Consider the following 18,788-nt stretch of genomic DNA (forward strand, 5'->3'; position numbering starts at 1 on the left):
CCATGGGCGTGCGTGCGATGCTGATGTCCTGCGCCGCGGATGCGGGGGACCCGGCGGCGCTGGCGCTGGCCGGCGTCATCTCGGCGGCCTTCGAGCGCCATGGCCGCGGCCTGCTGCCGATGCCGGGGCTGGACGCCGCCACCACGCGCGCCCTGTTCCTGCGCTGGTTCCCTGGCGCCGATGAAGCACTCGGCCTCGACTGGACGGCGCTCGCCGGGGCCGGGCGCGAGGAGCCGCGCCGCGACGAGATCGAAGACCTGGTCGGCCTGCTGCGCGACCATGTCGACGTCGGCGCCGGCCCGGCCGCGGCGTCGGACGCCGTCGCGCATGCCCTCGCTTGCGCCAGCCTCGGCGACAACCATCTGTGGCAGGACCTGCACCTGCCTTCGCGCCGCGAACTCTCCGCGTTGATTGGTCGGTGGTTCCCGCGTCTTGCGGCCCGCAACACGCACGACATGAAGTGGAAGAAGTTCTTCTACAAGCAGCTGTGCGAGCGCGAGGCACTGTTCATCTGCAAGGCCCCGAGCTGCGGCGTGTGCACCGACCATGGCGTGTGCTTCGGCTCCGAAGAGGCGCCCGCCCTCCTGCTGCCGGACTGACGCCGCGGGCATGGCGATTGCAATGGAGAGTCCATCGCTATGCATGTCACTGCATAGCCGACAAACCGGACGACAGAACCGACGCTGTACTACAGCGAGCGCCACACCCGGCTTCAGGCCGCCGCCGGCCTGCCGTTGCTGCTGGACGAAGAGGGCCGCGAGGTCTGGCTGGTGCAGCTCTGGCATGCCTTCGACGACGCGGGCTTTCCCCCGGCGGTGCGGGCGGACTTCTGGAACTGGGCCGAACCGCTTTCCATTTATCTGCTGGCCCTCCAGGCGCGCCGGCGCGAGCTCACGCGCTATGCGTACGACACGGTGCGCAGCTGGTTTCCCGCGCGGGCGTCCCGCATCGCCGGCGCGTCTCGCGGCCGCGCAACGCCGTGATTGCGACGGGGCTCTCGCCATGAATTCCCCTGCCTTCCATGCGGCTCGCGCGCAGGCGCACATCGCGGGTCTGCAGCACGAACTGGAGGCCCTGGCCCTGTTCATGCAGGCCTGCATATTGCGGTGAATGACGCTATGTAGCCCGCTACGTAAGGAATGTCGCAATGATGTCGGACTCGCTACACAGCTTCGACGCTTCGCCGTTGATTTTGTCGCTCCAGGTGGCCGCAGTGGCCACGGTGCTCGCGCTGCTGGCCGGCCTGGCACTGGGCTGGATATTCGCGCGCCATTCCTTCCCGGGCAGTTCCGTTCTCGAGGCGGCCTGCATGTTGCCGCTGGTCCTGCCGCCGACCGTCATCGGCTATGGCATCCTGCTCCTGGCCGGCCGGCGCAGCGCGCTCGGCGGCTGGCTGCGAGATCACTTCGACTACACGATCATTTTCAACTGGCACGGCGCGGTCATCGCGTCCGCGGTGGTCGCGCTGCCCCTCGTGCTGAAGTCGGCCGGGGCCGCCTTCACGGGCGTCGACCGCACCCTGGAAGCCGCTGCGCGCACCTTGCGGCAAACACCCTGGAGCGTGTTCGTGCGCGTCACGCTGCCGCTCGCCTGGCCCGGCATCCTGGCCGGCACGCTGCTGGCCTTCGCCCGCGCCATGGGCGAGTTCGGCGCTTCGCTGATGGTGGCCGGATCGATCCCCCACCAGACCCAGACGCTTTCGATGGCGATCTACGACGCGGTGCAGGCCGGGCAGGACCAGACGGCCATGGCACTTGTGATCGTCACTTCCGCCATCTCGATCGCCGTGCTGGTCGCTTCCGCTCGTTTTCTTTCCCTTCGCTGACCCTCCAGGAGTTTCACAGATGCGTTCCATCCGTTTCCTCGCAGTCGTCGCAGTGGTCGTTGCGGCCGCGTTGCCACCATCGGCCGCTGCGCAGCAACTCACCGTCTCGGCCGCGGCGAGTCTGACCCATGCATTCCAGGAGCTCGGCCCGAAGTTCGAGGCCGGCAAGCCCGGCGTGACGCTGCGCTTCAATTTCGCCGCCTCCGGCGTGCTGCTCCAGCAGGTCGCACAGGGCGCGCCGGTGGATGTGTTCGCGAGCGCGGACCAGGTCACCGTCACGCGCGGCATCGAGCAAGAGCTCTTCGACGCGGACAGCAAGCGGGACTTCGCGCTCAACAGCGTGGTGCTGGTGACCCCTGCGCAGGGTGCGCCGGAGATCCGGTCGCTGGCGGATCTGGCATCGCCCGGCGTGAAGCGCATCGCGATCGGCAAGACCGCCACCGTGCCCGTGGGCCGATACACCAGGGAGGCGCTCGACGCGGCCGGACTCTGGCCGGTGCTCGAACCGAAATTCGTCTACGCCGACACCGTGCGCCAAGTGCTGGACTACGTTGCGCGCGGCGAGGCGGAGGCGGGCTTCGTCTATCGCACCGACGCGGCGATCGGCGGCGACAAGGTGAGGGTGGTGCTCATCGCGGGGGGCCACACGCCCGTGAGCTATCCGGTGATCGTGGTCAGCGAGAGCCGCAACAAGGCCATCGCCAAAGATTTCATCGCCTTCCTGTCCACGCCACCGGCCCTCGATGTCTTGGCCAGATTCGGCTTCGGGCAGCCCTGAGCAGGGAGAGCCCGCGTGATGATCGATATCGATCTCCAGGCCTCGGTGAGCGACGGCGCACGCCGATTCGACCTGGCCGTATGCTTTGCCTGCGAGGCCCCCGTGGTCGCGCTGTACGGACCGTCCGGCGCGGGAAAATCGCTCACGCTGCAGGCGATCGCCGGGCTTCAGCGGCCAGTGGCCGGGCATGTACGCATCGGCGGCCGGACGTTGTTCGATGCAAGTCTCGGCATCGATCTGGCGGTGGCCGAGCGGCGCGTCGGCTACCTGTTCCAGCACTATGCGCTGTTCCCGCACCTCAGCGTTTGGGAGAACGTGAGCTTCGGGCTCAAGAACTGGTGGCATCGGCGCCTGTCTCCGCGCGACGCCGAACGGGTCGACGGATTGCTGGAGAGCTTCGGCCTGAGCGCCTTCGCGCGCAGCCGGCCGTCCGCGCTGTCCGGTGGCCAGCAGCAGCGGGTGGCGCTGGCCCGCGCCCTGGCTTGCGAGCCTTCGGTGCTGCTGCTGGACGAGCCCTTCGCGGCGCTGAATCCGATGCTTCGGCAGGAGCTTCGTCGCGAACTGGCGCAGGTCTGTGCACGCCGGCGCGTGCCGGTGGTGATGATCACGCACGACATCGACGACGTACTGGCGCTGGCCGACGTCACCTTCGTGATCGAGGGCGGGCGGGCCGTGCGCGAAGTCGATGTCCGCCGCGGCGCCGGACGCGAATTGACTCAGCGCTTGCTTGTGCCCGGGTGGGACAAGCCAGCGGTCACCGCCGCCGAAGGGGCGGTGCGGGGATGGCTGGGAGCGCCGGTCCATGGCTGACGCGACGCTGCTGTCGGGCGAGCTGAAGCTGGCGGGACGGCTCGATGCGCGCTTCTTCGCGCTGCTCGAGGCGATCGACAACACCGGCTCGATCAACCGTGCGGCGAGCACCGCCGGCTACAGCTACAAGGGCGCCTGGCTCCTGCTCGAGACGGCTGAGAACCTGGCCAGCGAACCCCTGCTCGAAAGCGCGATCGGCGGCAAGGGGGGCGGTGGCACCCGGCTGACACGCGCGGCCCGCGATCTTCTGGCGGCCTGGCGCATCGTGCAGGCGGCTCATCTCGGCTTCCTGCGCACGCAGGAGAGCTGGCTCACCCAACAGCCGGCATTGGCCGGCCTTCTCAGGAGGATTTCCATGAAGACCACAGCCCGCAACCAGTTCGCCGGCACCATCGCGGCCGTCGAGTCAGGCCCGGTCACGACCCAGGCGACGCTCGCGATCGCCGGTGGGCACGAAATCGTCGCGACCCTGACGACGGCCGCTGCCCAGAAGCTCGGGCTTGCAGTGGGCCAGGAAGCCATTGCGCTGATCAAGTCCTCGGCCGTCGTGCTGGTGACGGATTTCGCCGGCTATGTGCTGTCGGCCCGCAATCAGTTCGCCGGCACCATCTCGCGCGTTGAGCGGGGTGCGGTGTCATCGCTGGTGATCGTCACCCTTCCGGGTGGCGGCAACCTGGCGGCCAGTGTGACCAACGATGCGGTCGATGCGTTGGGCCTGGCCATCGGGCAAGCCGCGACGGCGGTATTCAAGGCGTATGCGGTGATGCTGGCCACGGCCGCATGATCTGATTGGCGCAGCGGACGCCATGGGTCTGCACGAAGCCTTGCGACAAGGGGTATTTCAGCGGCCTGCCAAGCGTTCGAGCGTCCGAGTTCGATATTCCCTCGGCCCGAGGCCCGTGTGCCGCTTGAAAAAGCGGCAGAAGTAGGCGGGGTCCTGAAAGCCGAGGTCGAAGGCCAACCTGGACACGGGCGCCGCTACGTGTACGAGCCTGCGGCAGGCTTCGCGCGCAAGCCGGGTATGGATCAAGGACTGGGCGTTCTGCCCCGTCTCATTGCGWACCATCCGGTTGAGCCTTTCGGTCGAGAGTCCCAATTGTTCGGCATAGCGCGAGACGGGCCAGTGCTCGCGRTAGTGCGACTCCAGCAGCACCACCCAACGCGTGTAATGCGCCTGCCGGCCCGCGACGTCTCGCCGTGAGGCCGTTTGCGCATCGCGRCGTGCCACCTRCGCCAGCCGCCAGACGACGGCGCGCGCAAGCCACAAGGGCACCGGGCCATCGAGGCCGTCGGCTGTGTTGCTTTCGGCATGCAGCGCTTCGAACAAGKTTTGCAAGCGCATCACCTCGGGCGAGGAGGCTTCCAGCGTCATGACGCGGGGCGACCCGAAAAGCAGGTGGAGCGCTTCGTCGATGCCGGCCGCATCGCCCTCGGCGAGCAGCATCGCGTCGACGGTCAGGACGAAGCCGTCGCAATCGCGCGAGAAGCGGAAKGCATGGGCGACGGCCGGAGGAATCGTCAGMGCYGCCGGACCCGTACTGCTGCTGCTTGATTCGTCCAACATCGCATCGACGCGGCCGGAGCGCAGCCACAACACCTGATGCAGCCCCTGGTGGACATGCGCATCGATTTCCCAATCGTAGAGCCGGCTGCGCGAATCAATGGATTCGATGTGCAGAAGCGGCATACCGGGGCGGCTTTGCTCTCCGTAGAGCGAGAAGGCCGGCAATCGCGCAGTCTTTCGGCGAGAGGTGGAGCGGCGCAGCGGCGATGAAGCAGGCATGCGCGCAATATACGGCAAAAGTGCAATTGTTCGGGGGCATCTGTCCAAGGTGCGGCTGGCCCTGCCTGCGCACAATTCGAACACGAAGTGCATCCGCTTCGAACCAAAGGAGACACCCATGAAAACTCAGGTCGGCATCATCGGCGGCGGTCCCTCGGGGCTGCTGCTCTCGCAACTTCTTCATCTGCAGGGGATCGACAACGTGGTGCTCGAACAGCACAGCCGCGAATACGTGCTGGGCCGCATTCGCGCCGGCGTGCTGGAACACGGCTTCGCCGCGTTGATGCGCGAGGCGCAGGTCGGCGAGCGCATGGATCGCGAAGGCGAGATCCATCACGGCTTCTACATCGCCCACGACGGCATCAAGGAACGGGTCGACCTGAGCGGCTTGACCGGGGGCAATTCGGTCGTCGTCTATGGCCAGACCGAACTCACGCGCGATCTCTACGAAGGCCGCGACAAGCTCGGCGGTATCGTGATCCACAACGCGCAGGACGTGAAGCCGCACGACCTCGAAAGCGAACACCCCTACCTGACCTACCGCATGGGCGATCAGGTCGAGCGCATCGACTGCGACTACATCATCGGCTGCGATGGCTTCCACGGCGTGAGCCGCAAGTCCATTCCGAAGGACAAGATCACCGAGTTCGAGCGCGTCTACCCCTTCGGGTGGCTGGGGGTGCTCTCGCGCACCCGGCCCGTCTCGCCCGAACTCATCTATGCCAAGCATGATCGCGGCTTTGCGCTGTGCTCGCTGCGTTCGCAGACCCTGAGCCGCTACTACATCCAGGTCCCCTTGACGGACAGCGTCGACGATTGGTCGGACGAGCAGTTCTGGAACGAACTCAGGAAGCGTTTGCCGCAGTCGGTGGCCGCCGAACTCACGACCGGTCCCTCCATCGAGAAGAGCATCGCGCCGCTGCGCTCCTTTGTGGCCGAGCCGATGCGCTACGGTAACTTGTTCCTTGCCGGCGATGCCGCGCACATCGTGCCACCGACCGGCGCACGCGGCCTCAACAGCGCCGCATCCGACATCTACTACCTCTATCACGCAATGGTCGATCACTACAAGAAGCGCGATGACCGCGGCCTCGACACCTATTCGCAGAAGGCGCTGGCTCGGGTCTGGAAGGGTCAGCGTTTCTCGTGGTGGATGACCACCCTGCTTCATCGCTTTCCCGACAGCAGTGCCTTTGACCGGCGCTTGCAGGACACAGACCTCGCCTACCTGTTCTCGTCCCAGAAGGCACTGGGATCCCTGGCTGAGAACTATGTGGGACTGCCGTTCTAGCTAGACATGATGCTCGCCTCGCCGGGGTAGCCTGCCGGTGTCCGTGAGAGCAGGTTGCATGCCGAGGAGTGCTGAGCGTCATGCTGTGACTTGCGTCGTCAGAAACAAGAAGACCGACCATGGAAGAGCGCAGAAAGTTCACATGGGCCTGGACGTCTCATAACGTGCTAGTTCGAGAGAAGGTCGAGGCAAGGCGGCGTTCGTCGCGCAAGCGATGAGATTGGGCGCGACTCAGGTTTGCGCGCGCGTCGATGCAATCCGTTGCACCCACTGCGGCAAGGTTAGATTTCGACGAGGGCCCATAGATGCCGATGATGCGAGTTGCCCTGGTCCCGCGCGCCGCCATCACCGGCTCCGGGCCTACACTGCCCAGACCGATTGATGGCTGCCCCGGCTTGCCCTGGCCGCTGTGGAACACCGCAACGGCGCCAGCGAAGTCCGCGCAGCCGAAAGGCGCCGCAACGCTTGCAAATACCGCTGGAGCTGCGTTCGATCCGCTTGCCTGAGTGCGGGCTTCGCCGCCGATAAGCGGAGCGCACCGAGGGCTGTGACCTTGTCGAACGCGTCGCTCAGGGTCAGGATGGGCACGGTGGACAGCGCGGTGCGCTTTGCGTCACTGGTCGAGCGGAATGAGCTTCGTCGTCGTAAAAGCTCGACCTGGAGATCCTGATGACGCATTCTTGCTTTCCGTTGCAAGGTTGATTCTGATTATCGGAAACAATCAAATCAAAGCCACCGAGGAATTCTCGACCTGGAGACACGAATGGACATCGACAGTTTGATCGCGATCGACACCCACACCCATGCCGAGCTAAGCTGCTGGAACCCATTCGACAACTACGGCGAGGAATACGACCGTGCCGCGGACAAGTACTTCCGTTCGAGCCGGCGCCCAACCATCCAGGAGAGCATCGACTACTACCGGGAACGCAAGATCGGCCTGGTGATGTTCGGCGTCGACAGCGAGTCGAACCTAGGCCGCCGCCGCGTGCCCAACGAGGAGATCGCCGACGCGGCCCAGAAAAACCCCGACATCATGATCGCCTTCGCCAGCATCGATCCGCACAAGGGCAAGATGGGCGCGCGGGAGGCTCGCCGGCTGATCGCGGAGCATGGCGTCAAGGGCTTCAAGTTCCACCCGACGGTGCAGGGCTTCCACCCCTACGACAAGATGGCGTGGCCAATCTACGAGGTCATCAACGAATACGGTCTTCCAGCCGTGTTCCACACGGGCCACAGCGGCATCGGTTCCGGCATGCGCTGCGGCGGAGGTCTTCGCCTGGAGTACAGCAACCCGATGCACCTGGACGACGTGGCGATCGACTTTCCTGACATGCAGATCATCATGGCGCACCCCAGCTTTCCGTGGCAGGACGAGGCCCTCAGCGTGGCCACGCACAAGCCCAACGTGTGGATCGACCTTTCGGGCTGGAGCCCCAAGTACTTCCCAAAGCAGCTGGTGCAGTACGCGAACACGCTGCTGAAGGACCGCATCCTGTTTGCCAGCGACTGGCCCCTGATCTCGCCCGACCGCTGGCTCAAGGACTTTGAGGACGCCGGCTTCAAGCCCGAGGTGACGCCCGGGATCCTGAAGGGCAACGCGATCCGGTTACTAGGGCTTGGCAACAAAGGCGGTAGCGCCGTACCACAGGCGCCCTCCGCCGTACCCGCACCGGGGCAGTCCGCCGCGCCGACCGACAGGCCTACCATCTGATCATGTGAGTCAGCTTGGCTCTGCATGTCGCGCCATCCTCTGCCATCCGTCCTTCCGATGTGAGAGCCACTGGTAGATCGTTGAAAAGCGATTGCTCGAAGTAGGCACCTCCAGGCAACTCCGTCTTATCGAGAAGTGAACTGCACGGCGGATCGACCGGTGGTCCGCTCGATCTGCACGGTTGGGTTGCGAGGCGACCCACGAGCTGACCAAATCGATGCCTGACCTGTTCGGTGGACTCGCGCTGAAAGGCCCGGGGCGCATCTCAACACGTTGCGCAAGTAGTCGACAAACTCAACCGATCCGGGAGATACCAATGAAGACGACCAAGGCTCCGAGCGCGGTGCAACTTGTTCAAAGCAACACACGGCAGAACCCCTGGCCGGAGGGTGCTCGTCGCCCGCGTGGGAGGGCCACTAGGCACAAGAGGCGGTTCCATCACAGACCGTGACTGTTGCAAAGCACGTTCGAGAGCATTCCGCCGTCCACAGGTAGATTTGTCCCCCTGATCCAAGCTGAGCCGTCGGACATCAGAAAAGCGATGACCGGAGCGATGTCCGCGGGCGTGCCGGGTCGGTCCATCGTCTTCATATCCTCTTCCGCGCGGGCGCCAAGCGTCTGGATGAAGTCCTTCAGTATTGGTGTATCGACCGGCCCGGGGCTGACCGAGTTCATTCGAATGCCGCGTGCACGCCACGTCCATCGGTTTTGCATGGTCCAAACGATGAGGGCTTCCTTCGAGAAGAAATAGCTGCGCGCTCCGGCGATTGCGTGGCTTTCGCAGAATGCAGCCACGTCGTCGAACGCCAGGTCCGAACTCGCCAGTATCGCGTCCTTCGCGTCAGCCCATCCCAGGCCTGCGAGAGACGCAAGGTTGACGATAGAAGCACCGTCCGAGAGCTTCGGAACCAACTGGGTCGTCAGGTACTTGAGTCCCACGAGATTGACTTTCACGACCGCCTCAGCCGGCCGGGTCGGCGGCAGGCCCGCAATGTTCGCCAAGCCATTCGCACCACTCGGAAGTGCGGCCACCAGTTCATCGATCGATGACTCGTCCGAAAGGTCGGCCTTGATGAAGCGCCCTACAGGTCGCATCGGTTCGTTGATGTCCACCGAGATGACTTGCGCGCCATGGGATGCGAGAAGTGCCGCGGAAGCAGCGCCGATCCCCGACGCCGCGCCGGTCACGATGATGGTCTTGCCTTGGAGCATGAAAGAGGCCTTTGCGAGCGTTTGATGTGTCATCTGACGCGCGCGCCCTATGGTCGTCATTAGGGCTTGCCCTCACGCGTTAGACGTTTTCACCCAGTGAAAACAACTGCGACGCAGCTTCAGTCAGTCGGGCGACAGCACACATGATCCGCCTCGTTGTCGATCTGTACCTGATCGAGACATCACAAAGAGCTCGTGGAAAGGAAGTGGCACTAGCACTCCCCCAGCCGCCGCCAAGGAGACATCAATGATCGATTCGGTTGACAAGATCGCCGCCGTCGCAACCGGTGGCCCCTCCAGGACTCCATCCAGTGGCGCTCATATGCACGTGATGGAAATGTTCGACCTGACCGGAAAAGTCAGCGTGATCACGGGTGCCGGCAACGGGCTGGGCTATCAGATCGCAGAAGCGATGGCGGAGGCCGGTTCCGACGTCGTGTGCGCCGACATTGACATGAACCGATGCGAGGCCATTGCCGCCCGGGTGCAGGCACTTGGACGCAAGGCGCTGAGCGTGAAGTGCGATGTGACATGCGAAGCCGACGTGGCTGCATTGTTCAAGCTCGCGGACAAGAACTTCGGACGCGTCGACATCGCTTTCGCCAATGCCGGCATCGCCGACGCTGCGCCTCAGCCTTTGCACGACTACCCCACTGAGAACTGGAACGCGGTGCTGGCCGTCAACCTTCAGGGGGTCTTCTTCACAGACCGCGAGGCGCTGAAGATCATGGTGCGCCAAGGCAGCGGCAAGGTCATCAATGTCGCTTCGATGTGGGGACTGGCGGGGGCATCGAGCGTCGCGCCGATCCCGGCCTACAACGCGGCCAAGGGCGCCGTTGTGAATCTGACGCGCGAACTGGCGCTCGAGTACGCGACGCAGAACATCCAGATCAACGCAATCTGCCCGGGGTTCTTTCGGACCCGGTTGGCGGACGGCAAATACGACGATCCCGACTTCGTTGCAGCCGTCACCGCGTTCACGCCGATGTTGCGCGTGGCGGACGCAAGCGAAATCAAGGGCACGGCGTTGTACCTCGCGTCGGCCGCTTCCAGCTTCACCACCGGCCTGATGCTCGTCACCGACGGCGGCTGCATGGCCAAGTAGGCCTGCTTGATTCCGATTTCTTTTTCACTCAGACAAAACCCAGGAGACAAAGTCATGAATGCAGACCTGAACCTCAGCAGCGACAACGAGTCGATGCCCACCCGCCGTACAGTGCTCGGGGCCGGGGGCGCGGTCGGGCTGGCATTGCTGAATCCCGCCTCGGTGTTCGCCCAGGGAGCCGATGCGTCCAGCACGATTCGAATCGGTTTCATCAGCCCGCGCACCGGCGCCCTGGCCGGCTTCGGCGAAGCCGATGGTTTCATTCTTGGGCTCGCGCGCGCAACCCTCAAGGAGGGGCTGACCGTCGGCGGCAAGAAGTACGCGGTCGAGATTCTGGATCGCGACACACAGTCCGATCCGGCCCGGGCCAGCCAGTTGGCGAAGACGCTGATCAACAGCGAGAAGGTCGACCTGATGCTCGCCATCTCGACGCCGGAAACCGTCAACCCCGTATCTGATGCCTGCGAAGCCGCCGGCGTGCCGTGCCTGTCGACGGTGATGCCTTGGGAGGCATGGTATTTCGGCCGCGGCGCCAAGCCCGGCGCGCCCTCGCCATTCAAGTGGACCTACCACTTTTCTTTCGGAGTTGACGAGTTCGCGAAGTGCTACGCCTCTCAGTGGAGCCTGCTGTCCACCAACAAGAAAGTCGGCGCCCTGTACCCGAACGATGCAGACGGAAACGCGATCCGGGCCAGCCTCGCACCGGCGTTGCAGAAGGCCGGATTCACGATCGTCGACGCGGGCCCCTATGAAGACGGCACCACCGACTATTCCGCGCAGATCGCCAAGTTCAAGGCCGAAAAGGTCGAGATCTTCAACACCTTCCCGATCCCACCCGATTTCGCGGCTTTCTGGCGCCAGGCTGCGCAGCAGGGCCTGACGAAACAACTAAAGATCGCGCAGGTGGCCAAGTTCGGGCTCTTCCCCTCCAACGTGGAAGCGCTGGGTCCACTCGGATACAACCTCTCCAGCGCCTGCTACTGGCACAAGACCTTCCCCTACAAGTCGGCGCTGACGGGCATCAGCAGCGTCGATCTCGCCAACAGCTACGAGAAGTCCGCGAACAAGCAGTGGACGCAGCAGCTGGGCGCGACCATGGCGCTCCTGGACGCGGGAGCCGAGGCCCTCAAGACCAGCGGCAATCCGAAGGACAAGGCCTCCGTCGCCAAGGCCTTGAGCACGCTGGTCGTGACCACCATGATCGGCAAGGTCGATTTCACCAAGGGACCCGTACCCAACGTGTCCAATACCTCGATCATCGGCACCCAGTGGGTCAAGGCGCCGGCGGGTTCGAAGTACAAGTTCGACTACGTGATCACGGAGAACGCGACCGATCCGAACGTACCGGTCGGCGCCAAGCTCCTTCCGCTCGCCTGAATCGGAAGGATCCTGCCTCTCATGTCGGCTCAAGACTCGCTGCTGTCCGCGCGTGGAATTCGCAAGCACTACGGTGCGCTGGTCGTGCTCGACGGTGTGGATTTCGACGTCCGGCCAGGGGACGCCATAGGGATCGTCGGGCCCAACGGTGCCGGCAAGACGACGCTGCTGAGCGTTCTTTCTGGCGCCCAGGCCGCCACAGCCGGCAAGATCGAGTTCCGGGACGCGGACGTGTCCTCGCTGGACGCCGCCACGCGATGCCGCCTGGGCATTGCTCGCACGCACCAGGTTCCGCAACCGTTTTCCGGCATGACGGTTTTCGAGAACGTCTTCACGGCGGCGACGCACGGCGGCGGGTTCAAACGCACCGAGGCCTACGATCGCTGCATCGACGCGCTCGACCTGTGCGGCATGACCCAGGTCGCCAACCGCCGCGCAGAGACGCTCGGCCTGCTGGACCGCAAGCGCCTCGAACTCACGCGTGCGCTGGCCACCAATCCACGGGTCCTTCTTCTCGATGAGATCGGCGGTGGACTGACGGACGGCGAGGCGTCCGAACTGGTGCAGACGATCCGTGTGCTGCATGCCCGCAATATCGCCATCGTGTGGATCGAACACATCGTGCATGTCCTCTTGCAGGTGGCGCAGCGGCTGGTCTGCATGGACGCCGGTCGGGTGATCGCCGAGGGCGACCCGAAGGAGGTGCTCGCCAACGCCACGGTCGTCGATGCCTACCTGGGAGGCGGCCAATGAGCTTGCTGAAGATCGAAAGCCTGGTTGCACGGCATGGCCTGCTGACCGCGGTGCAGGGCATCAGCCTCGACATCGAGCAGGGCGAGACACTCGCGCTGGTCGGCGCCAACGGCGCCGGCAAGACGACCCTGCTGCGCACGGTGGCCGGCGTTCATCCGGTGTCCGGCGGCCGCATCGTCTTCGATGGCGAGGACGTCAGCAGCATGCCTGCGCACCGGCGCGCCGCAGCCGGCCTGGCGCTGGTGCCGGAAGGTCGGCGCCTCTTTCCTGCGATGACCGTGGAGGAGAACCTGCTGGTCGCCCGCTCGGCCATGCGCGAGGGCAGGTGGAATCTGGCTACGGTTCTCGAGGCCTTCCCGCAGCTCAAACCCAAACTGAAGGCCGCGGCGGGGACGCTGTCTGGTGGCCAGCAGCAGGCGGTGGCCATCGGCCGCGCGCTGATGACCAATCCACGGGTGCTCCTGCTCGACGAAGTATCGCTGGGCCTCTCGCCCCTGGCTGTGCAGGGGGTCTACGATTCGCTGCACTCCCTCATGGGCATGGGCAGCGAACAAGGCACCACCGTCGTGCTGGTCGAGCAGGACCTGAAGCGAACCTTTCAGGTGGCCGACCGCATCGTCTGCCTGCTCGAGGGCAGGGTCGTCGCCAGCGGACGCACCGACGAAATGACACGCGAGCAAGTCATGGATTGCTACTTCGGCCACCGCGCGCCCGCGGCGCAGGCCACCACCGCTTCGACTGCCACCCCATGATCTGGCTCAATCAAATCACCCAGGGCCTGATGCTCGGCGGCTACTACGCCGTGCTCGCCTGTGGGCTCTCATTCATGTTCGGCGTGATGCGGATCATCAATCTGGCCCATGGCAGCCTGGCCGTGCTCTCCGCCTACATGCTGTACTTCCTGGCCGATCGCTTCGAGGTGCACCCGCTGCTCGGACTCTTGGCCGTGGTTCCGGTGATGGCGCTGCTCGGCTGGGTGCTGCACCGGCTGGTTCTTGAGCGCAGCGCGCGTGCCGGCGCGTTGGTGCCTCTGCTCAGTACCTTCGGACTCGCCAGCGTGCTCGACAACGCGATGTTCGAGGGTTTCGGCGCCGACACCCGCTCGCTGGCACCGTACATCGATTCGCTGAGCTATGACAGCTGGACCTTGCCCGGCGGCATCATCGTCGGCCAGCTCGCCGTGCTGACTCTTGCGGTGGCCATCGCGCTGCTCGGTGGCCTGCACCTCATGTTGGCGCACACCGCGCTCGGGCGCCGCATTCGCGCCGCCGCCCATGACCCCGACACCGCCCAACTCGTGGGCGTGGATGCCAGGTCGGTCTATGCCGCCTCCAGCGCCATCGCGCTGGCGACCGTGGCCATCGCCGGGGGCTTCCTTGCGATGCGCGCGACCTTCGACCCCTACACAGGGCCGCAGCAGCTGATCTTCGCCTTCGAGGCGGTGATCATCGGCGGCGCCGGGTCGCTGTGGGGAACGCTGGTCGGCGGCATCGTCCTGGGCGTCGCACAGAGCATCGGCGCGCAAGTGCATCCGCAGGGTTTCCTCATTGCAGGCCACGTGGTCTTCCTCCTCGTCCTGCTGGCCCGTGTCTATGCCACGGACCGTTTCCGCAGTTTCGTTCGATCGATGCGCCGCCCCGCCAGAAAGGCATGAAATGACTTCGCCGCCTGAAAATTCCCGCGTCAAGCGCTGGACCACGGCTTCCATCCTCACCGTGTCGCTGGTGGTCGCGGCGCAGCTGGTGCTGGCCGTCGGACCGCTGTTCCTGTCGCCCAATCTCGTGGAGCGCCTCACGACCCTGTTCATCTACGGCATCCTCGCGCTGATGTGGAATGCGCTCGCTGGCTATGCGGGACTGCTGTCGGTCGGCCAGCAGGCCTTCTTTGGCCTCGGCGCCTACTTCGCGGTACGGCTGGCCGACTGGGGCGTGAGCCCCTATCCTGCCCTGTTGCTGGCGGCGGCGATCGTCGCCGCCCTGTCGCTGCCGATCTCCTCGCTCATGCTGCGCCTGCGTGGCGGGGAGTTCGCGATCGGGATGTGGGTCGTGGCGGCACTGGCGCATCTGCTGGTGAATCTCGACAACCTGGTGCAGGGCGAGACCGGTACCTCGTTGATCTCATTGCAGGCCTATGGCGCCGACGCGCGGCGCGCCTACACCTACTGGGCGGCGCTGGCCACGATGGCGGCGTTGGCCTGGCTGGTCTTCGTGATGCTGCGCGGCAAGATGGGGACCGCGGCGCAGGCCATCCGCGACAACGAGGAGGCTGCCGGCTCGGTGGGCATTCGCGTCCATCAATCGAAGCGACTGATCTTCGTGCTGTCTGCCTTCGGCTGCGCCGCTGCCGGCGCGCTGTGGCTCGCCACCTCGATCACCTTCCAGCCCAAGACCTATTTCAGCGTGCAATGGACTGCGTACATGATCTTCATGGTGCTGGTCGGCGGAATCGGCACCTACGAGGGGCCGATCCTCGGTGCGGTGCTGTTCTTTACGCTGGAGACCTTGTTCGGCGCAACCGGTGTGATCTATCTCATCGGCCTGGGTGCGACGGCGCTCCTGTTTGCGCTTTTGCTGCCGCGCGGCATCTGGGGCGAGATCGAGCGCCGGCTGGGGGTGCAGTTGCTGCCTGTGGGATATTGGTTGGACTTGCGGGGTCGCCTCCACGACCAGAAAGCCCCACCCGTTGCAGCGCCGAATCCAGTCGCCAAGCCTTGACCCGCCGAGCGCAGTGATGCAGGACGCCTCGATCGACCCATCCCTTGTGCGCTTGAACGACGCGCTGCACGCCTTCGTGAGCTTCGGATCGCTCCGGGAGCCCGCCTCCTCAGGCGCCCTCCAGGCGTGGAGCATCGCCATCAAGGACAACTTCGACATGGCCGGGGAGCTCGTCGGCGTCGGCGCGCCGATGTTCGCAGACAGGCGCGCCACCGGGTCGGCACCCGCTGTTCAGCGCCTTCTGGATGCCGGTGCGCGGATCGCCGGCCGTGCCCAGATGGTCGAACTGGCCTTTGGCGGCTGGGGCATCAACGCGGCGCTCGGTACGCCGCGAAACCCCTGGGACTCGCGCACCGTACGCGTGGCGGGCGGCTCCAGCAGCGGCTCGGCAGTGGCGGTGGCCGCGCGCATGGCGACGGCGGCGCTTGGAAGCGACACAGCAGGATCGATTCGCATGCCTGCGGCGTTGTGCGGCATCACCGGCCTGAAGACCACCCATGGTCTGATCCCGCTCGATGGCGTGTTCCCACTCGCTCCGTCCTATGACAGCGTTGGACCCATGGGCCACAGTGCCGAGGACTGCAGGCGCCTTCTCGAGGTGCTGGCTCGAACGCGGCTGCAGCCGATGGGGGAGCCGCAAGGTTGGCAGATCGCCCGGCTCCCGAGAGCAGACTACCCCGTGGCCGTGGAGCCCGACGTGCAGCAGGCGCTCGAGGATGCAGCCGGAGTGCTGGAGAGCTTGGGAGCAGAGTTGCACGAACGCGCGACGCCCTTCGCACTGGCCGACCTGACGCGGGACGCCGGCATGCTGATTGCCTCCGAAGCCTGGGCAATCCATCGCACGCGACTCGAGAACGACCCTCGTGCATTTGGCGAGGAGATCAGGCGCCGCCTCGACCAGGCGCGCAGCACCGATCCCGTCCAAGTCGCCGCCGCACACCATGCGCGCCGCGAAGCCACCGATAGCTTCGAGCAGTGGTTGCCGGCCGACGAGTTGCTGCTTCTGCCGACGGTGCATTGCAGCGCCCCGTCATTGGATTCGATCGACGAGCGCAGCACGCCGCTTGGCCAGTTCACGCGCTGGGTCAACCACGTCGGCGGCTGTGCGATCAGTCTTCCTGCGGGGTTCGACCGCCACGGCCTGCCTCTGGCCATCCAACTCGTCGGACGAGGCGGGGCCGAAGCCCGCCTGTTGGCTCTGGGCGCCGCCTTCCAGCATGCAACGCATTGGCATCTGCGCATGCCACCACTTGCGTCAGCTTCAGCTCAGTGCGCGGTCTGACCCCCGTCGACCACGAAGGTCTGACCCGTGATGAAGGACGCAGCTGACGAACACAGATGCAGAACGGTTCCTGCTATTTCCTCCGGCTGCGCGGGCCGCCCGATCGGACTGTTCTGCATGAGCTTCGCGGCGAATTTCGGATCGTCGAGCCACCGGTTTGTCATTGGGGTCGCGACGAGCCCGGGCGCGACGGCGTTGACCCTGATGTTGCGTGTCGCATAGTCCAGCGCTGCTGCCTTGGTAAGGCCGACCACGCCGTGTTTGGCAGCGACGTAGGAGGCCATGCCTGGATCAGCAACGACACCGGCGACGGACGCGGTGTTGACGATGGCGCCGCCGCCAGTCTTGAGCATCGTGGCAATTTCGTACTTGAGGCATAGGAACGCCCCACGCAGGTCGACTGCGATGGTGCGATCAAAATCCTCCACGCTCATGTCTGCGAAGTCCGCAGTAGGGGGCAGAAGGCCGGCGTTGTTGAACGCGGCGTCCAGCCTGCCATAGGTCTGCACAGTTGCTTCGACCAACGCGCGAACCGACTCGGGATCGCTGACATCGGTAGGAACGAAACGCGCCTCGCCGCCCGCCGCCACGATGGAGGCAGCGGTGTCGGCGGATCGCTTGTCAATGTCGCCCAGCATCAGTCGGGCGCCTGCGCTCGCGAAGGCGATCGCGGTGGCTCGACCAATTCCGGTACTCGCCCCAGTGACGAGGACAACCTTGCCCTCGAAGGCGCGCTGAGCGGTTGGGCCGCCCGGGTTCCTGGTATCCGTGGTCATTGGGTCGAGTCTCTTTCGTGATGAAACGTTTGCTACACGCGCTTGCGTGCTCAGGCAGTTGCCGCGCTCTTGTCTTTTGTGTACGCCAGAACCTGCTCGACGATCGCATCCGCGAACTCCGCATCGTTGATGTGACAGTCGAACACGCGGGGCACGATGCCCGCCGGCAGGGCCTTCTTCAGCGCTTCCAGGAACACCGGGCACAGGGCCGGGTCATGCAGATAGCCGTCCGGACTGTCGTGGTTCGAGAAGCCCTTCAACGGTACGAAGAACGACACCGGGCCACGCGTCTTCTCCGCATCTTTGATCAGGCCTCCCATGTGCTTGGCCAGCGCCTCAAGCTCGCCGGCTTCGGTGCGCACGGCCGTCAGTGCTTGGTTGTGCATGTGGTAACGCTTGCCAGGAAACTGAGCGCGAGCCTGGTCGACGGGGCCGGCCACCATGAAGTCCGCGTTGCCGGGGGCGAAGATCACCGGAACGCCTTTGCGGATGGCCGACTTCGCTCGGTCCGGACCGGCGCTGCAGAGGCCGTTGTTGAGAAAGTCGTTGATCTCCACCAATGAGGTGTCGACCACCGCCGCGACGTCGCGCTCGCCGACGATCTGATCCATGGCCATGCCGCCTGTACCAAGGGTGTGGAACACCATGACCTCGTAGCCCTTGGCTTCCAGTTGCTTGCGCACGTTGACCGTGCATTTGTCGATCGTGCTCAGCGTCGTCATGGCGATGAGAGGCTTGGGTTCCACGCGTTTCGGCGAGTAGTCCTTCGCCATGGCAGCCGTGGCCAGCGCCGCGTTCCGGAATACATCGCGTGTGATGCTGTTCAGCCCCGCGATGTCGCACACCGGGTTGAACATGTTGATGTCCTTGGCGCCGATGAATGGCTTCGTGAAGCCCGAGGCCATCGTCGACACCATGACCTTGGGTAGACCATACGGGAAAGCGCCCATCACGACCGTGCCAAGCGCGGTTCCCATGGATCCGCCGACTCCGATGATGCCGCTCAGGCCATGTTCCTCGTGGAACTTCAGTGCGCACTTGACGGCGCCTTCGATCATCACGGCCTGGCACTTGCCTTCGTGCTTCAGGTCGCGTACCTCCTGGATCGTCTTGCCGGCTGCGCCAGCCACAGCCTCGGGCGTGATCTCCGCGCTCGAATCGGACGACTCACGGATGCTCGGATCGAGATGGACCACGTCCACGCCTTGCGATTCCAGCACGTCACGAATGTACTTCGCCTCCACCGCCTTGGTGTCGAGCGTGATGATCATCAGTACCTTGGGTTTGCTGCTCATTTCCTGTCTCCTTGTGTCGCGTGACACGGTGAAAATGCGGCGGCCGTCGAGATGCGGCTTTCCGCGGGTTCAA

General features: G+C 64.9%; 18 protein-coding genes and 1 pseudogene. 15 read left to right on the plus strand and 4 right to left on the minus strand.

The genetic code is table 11. The features are described 5' to 3' along the window. Positions 1 to 2: 2 nt before the first annotated feature. The 6 genes and pseudogenes from AC1D2E_RS00985 to AC1D2E_RS01010 all read left to right on the plus strand — a co-directional run bounded on the left by AC1D2E_RS00985 (position 3) and on the right by AC1D2E_RS01010 (position 4,197). Positions 3 to 599, plus strand: a complete 597-nt coding sequence (locus AC1D2E_RS00985; protein WP_478195690.1) for a nitrogen fixation protein NifQ — start codon at positions 3 to 5, stop codon at positions 597 to 599. 84 nt (positions 600 to 683) lie between these two features. After that, positions 684 to 983 (plus strand): annotated as a pseudogene (locus AC1D2E_RS00990) (globin family protein); the annotation flags it as partial. Between the two features lie 167 nt (positions 984 to 1,150). Beyond that, the gene (gene modB / locus AC1D2E_RS00995) at positions 1,151 to 1,825 is read left to right on the plus strand and encodes a molybdate ABC transporter permease subunit (protein ID WP_478195651.1); all 675 of its coding nucleotides are present in this window, start codon (positions 1,151 to 1,153) and stop codon (positions 1,823 to 1,825) included. Positions 1,826 to 1,853: 28 nt separating this feature from the next. Next, on the plus strand, positions 1,854 to 2,603 hold the full coding sequence (modA, locus tag AC1D2E_RS01000) for a molybdate ABC transporter substrate-binding protein (protein ID WP_478195691.1): 750 nt from the start codon (positions 1,854 to 1,856) through the stop codon (positions 2,601 to 2,603). Positions 2,604 to 2,621: 18 nt separating this feature from the next. Then, positions 2,622 to 3,413, plus strand: a complete 792-nt coding sequence (locus tag AC1D2E_RS01005; protein WP_478195692.1) for a sulfate/molybdate ABC transporter ATP-binding protein — start codon at positions 2,622 to 2,624, stop codon at positions 3,411 to 3,413. Continuing rightward, entirely contained in the window at positions 3,406 to 4,197 is a 792-nt protein-coding gene (locus AC1D2E_RS01010; protein WP_478195652.1) for a TOBE domain-containing protein, read from the plus strand. Before AC1D2E_RS01005 ends, AC1D2E_RS01010 begins: the two co-directional genes overlap by 8 nt. Positions 4,198 to 4,254: 57 nt before the next feature. Here the strand turns inward: AC1D2E_RS01010 and AC1D2E_RS01015 are convergent, their stop codons facing one another. Continuing rightward, on the minus strand, positions 4,255 to 5,100 hold the full coding sequence (locus tag AC1D2E_RS01015) for a helix-turn-helix domain-containing protein (protein WP_478195653.1): 846 nt from the start codon (positions 5,098 to 5,100) through the stop codon (positions 4,255 to 4,257). A 214-nt stretch (positions 5,101 to 5,314) separates the two neighbouring features. On the opposite strand from AC1D2E_RS01015, the gene pobA reads away from it, so the two are divergent. Both pobA and AC1D2E_RS01025 read left to right on the plus strand, forming a co-directional pair. Next, positions 5,315 to 6,487: a 4-hydroxybenzoate 3-monooxygenase gene (gene pobA / locus AC1D2E_RS01020; protein ID WP_478195654.1), complete on the plus strand. Its 1,173-nt coding sequence runs from the start codon at positions 5,315 to 5,317 to the stop codon at positions 6,485 to 6,487. 763 nt (positions 6,488 to 7,250) lie between these two features. Then, positions 7,251 to 8,201 carry an amidohydrolase family protein gene (locus tag AC1D2E_RS01025; protein ID WP_478195655.1) on the plus strand — a complete coding sequence of 317 codons (951 nt, stop codon included), beginning with the start codon at positions 7,251 to 7,253 and terminating at the stop codon, positions 8,199 to 8,201. A gap of 438 nt (positions 8,202 to 8,639) precedes the next feature. On the opposite strand, the gene AC1D2E_RS01030 is transcribed toward AC1D2E_RS01025, so the two are convergent. Further along, on the minus strand, positions 8,640 to 9,413 hold the full coding sequence (locus AC1D2E_RS01030; protein ID WP_478195656.1) for a coniferyl-alcohol dehydrogenase: 774 nt from the start codon (positions 9,411 to 9,413) through the stop codon (positions 8,640 to 8,642). A 247-nt stretch (positions 9,414 to 9,660) separates the two neighbouring features. Here AC1D2E_RS01030 and AC1D2E_RS01035 point away from each other — a divergent pair, with 247 nt between their 5' ends. The 7 genes from AC1D2E_RS01035 to AC1D2E_RS01065 all read left to right on the plus strand — a co-directional run bounded on the left by AC1D2E_RS01035 (position 9,661) and on the right by AC1D2E_RS01065 (position 16,644). Beyond that, entirely contained in the window at positions 9,661 to 10,518 is an 858-nt protein-coding gene (locus tag AC1D2E_RS01035; protein ID WP_478195657.1) for an SDR family NAD(P)-dependent oxidoreductase, read from the plus strand. A gap of 54 nt (positions 10,519 to 10,572) precedes the next feature. Next, positions 10,573 to 11,895 carry an ABC transporter substrate-binding protein gene (locus tag AC1D2E_RS01040; protein ID WP_478195658.1) on the plus strand — a complete coding sequence of 441 codons (1,323 nt, stop codon included), beginning with the start codon at positions 10,573 to 10,575 and terminating at the stop codon, positions 11,893 to 11,895. A gap of 84 nt (positions 11,896 to 11,979) precedes the next feature. After that, on the plus strand, positions 11,980 to 12,648 hold the full coding sequence (locus tag AC1D2E_RS01045) for an ABC transporter ATP-binding protein (RefSeq protein ID WP_478195659.1): 669 nt from the start codon (positions 11,980 to 11,982) through the stop codon (positions 12,646 to 12,648). Next, positions 12,645 to 13,400 carry an ABC transporter ATP-binding protein gene (locus AC1D2E_RS01050; RefSeq protein WP_478195660.1) on the plus strand — a complete coding sequence of 252 codons (756 nt, stop codon included), beginning with the start codon at positions 12,645 to 12,647 and terminating at the stop codon, positions 13,398 to 13,400. Before AC1D2E_RS01045 ends, AC1D2E_RS01050 begins: the two co-directional genes overlap by 4 nt. Further along, a complete protein-coding gene (locus AC1D2E_RS01055) occupies positions 13,397 to 14,302 on the plus strand; it encodes a branched-chain amino acid ABC transporter permease (RefSeq protein WP_478195661.1) in 906 nt (301 codons plus the stop codon). Before AC1D2E_RS01050 ends, AC1D2E_RS01055 begins: the two co-directional genes overlap by 4 nt. A 1-nt stretch (position 14,303) precedes the next feature. Next, a complete protein-coding gene (locus AC1D2E_RS01060; protein ID WP_478195662.1) occupies positions 14,304 to 15,362 on the plus strand; it encodes a branched-chain amino acid ABC transporter permease in 1,059 nt (352 codons plus the stop codon). 16 nt (positions 15,363 to 15,378) lie between these two features. Continuing rightward, positions 15,379 to 16,644: an amidase gene (locus AC1D2E_RS01065; protein WP_478195663.1), complete on the plus strand. Its 1,266-nt coding sequence runs from the start codon at positions 15,379 to 15,381 to the stop codon at positions 16,642 to 16,644. Here the strand turns inward: AC1D2E_RS01065 and AC1D2E_RS01070 are convergent. Both AC1D2E_RS01070 and AC1D2E_RS01075 read right to left on the minus strand, forming a co-directional pair. Then, entirely contained in the window at positions 16,629 to 17,420 is a 792-nt protein-coding gene (locus tag AC1D2E_RS01070) for an SDR family NAD(P)-dependent oxidoreductase (protein WP_478195664.1), read from the minus strand. The genes AC1D2E_RS01065 and AC1D2E_RS01070 overlap by 16 nt on opposite strands. 50 nt (positions 17,421 to 17,470) lie before the next feature. After that, complete coding sequence (locus AC1D2E_RS01075) at positions 17,471 to 18,715, minus strand: Tm-1-like ATP-binding domain-containing protein (RefSeq protein ID WP_478195665.1); 1,245 nt, start codon at positions 18,713 to 18,715, stop codon at positions 17,471 to 17,473. Positions 18,716 to 18,788 lie beyond the last annotated feature (73 nt).

Source organism: Variovorax sp. P1_H2, from assembly GCF_056405295.1.

What these genes read in the sequence shown, in the direction of transcription:
- AC1D2E_RS00985 (WP_478195690.1), top strand. Translation starts at nt 3, where the DNA reads ATGGGCGTGCGTGCGATGCTGATGTCCTGCGCCGCGGATGCGGGGGAC.
- modB (WP_478195651.1), top strand. Translation starts at nt 1,151, where the DNA reads ATGTCGGACTCGCTACACAGCTTCGACGCTTCGCCGTTGATTTTGTCG.
- AC1D2E_RS01005 (WP_478195692.1), top strand. Translation starts at nt 2,622, where the DNA reads ATGATCGATATCGATCTCCAGGCCTCGGTGAGCGACGGCGCACGCCGA.
- AC1D2E_RS01010 (WP_478195652.1), top strand. Translation starts at nt 3,406, where the DNA reads ATGGCTGACGCGACGCTGCTGTCGGGCGAGCTGAAGCTGGCGGGACGG.
- pobA (WP_478195654.1), top strand. Translation starts at nt 5,315, where the DNA reads ATGAAAACTCAGGTCGGCATCATCGGCGGCGGTCCCTCGGGGCTGCTG.
- AC1D2E_RS01025 (WP_478195655.1), top strand. Translation starts at nt 7,251, where the DNA reads ATGGACATCGACAGTTTGATCGCGATCGACACCCACACCCATGCCGAG.
- AC1D2E_RS01030 (WP_478195656.1), bottom strand. Translation starts at nt 9,413, where the DNA reads ATGCTCCAAGGCAAGACCATCATCGTGACCGGCGCGGCGTCGGGGATC.
- AC1D2E_RS01035 (WP_478195657.1), top strand. Translation starts at nt 9,661, where the DNA reads ATGATCGATTCGGTTGACAAGATCGCCGCCGTCGCAACCGGTGGCCCC.
- AC1D2E_RS01040 (WP_478195658.1), top strand. Translation starts at nt 10,573, where the DNA reads ATGAATGCAGACCTGAACCTCAGCAGCGACAACGAGTCGATGCCCACC.
- AC1D2E_RS01050 (WP_478195660.1), top strand. Translation starts at nt 12,645, where the DNA reads ATGAGCTTGCTGAAGATCGAAAGCCTGGTTGCACGGCATGGCCTGCTG.
- AC1D2E_RS01055 (WP_478195661.1), top strand. Translation starts at nt 13,397, where the DNA reads ATGATCTGGCTCAATCAAATCACCCAGGGCCTGATGCTCGGCGGCTAC.
- AC1D2E_RS01060 (WP_478195662.1), top strand. Translation starts at nt 14,304, where the DNA reads ATGACTTCGCCGCCTGAAAATTCCCGCGTCAAGCGCTGGACCACGGCT.
- AC1D2E_RS01065 (WP_478195663.1), top strand. Translation starts at nt 15,379, where the DNA reads ATGCAGGACGCCTCGATCGACCCATCCCTTGTGCGCTTGAACGACGCG.
- AC1D2E_RS01070 (WP_478195664.1), bottom strand. Translation starts at nt 17,420, where the DNA reads ATGACCACGGATACCAGGAACCCGGGCGGCCCAACCGCTCAGCGCGCC.
- AC1D2E_RS01075 (WP_478195665.1), bottom strand. Translation starts at nt 18,715, where the DNA reads ATGAGCAGCAAACCCAAGGTACTGATGATCATCACGCTCGACACCAAG.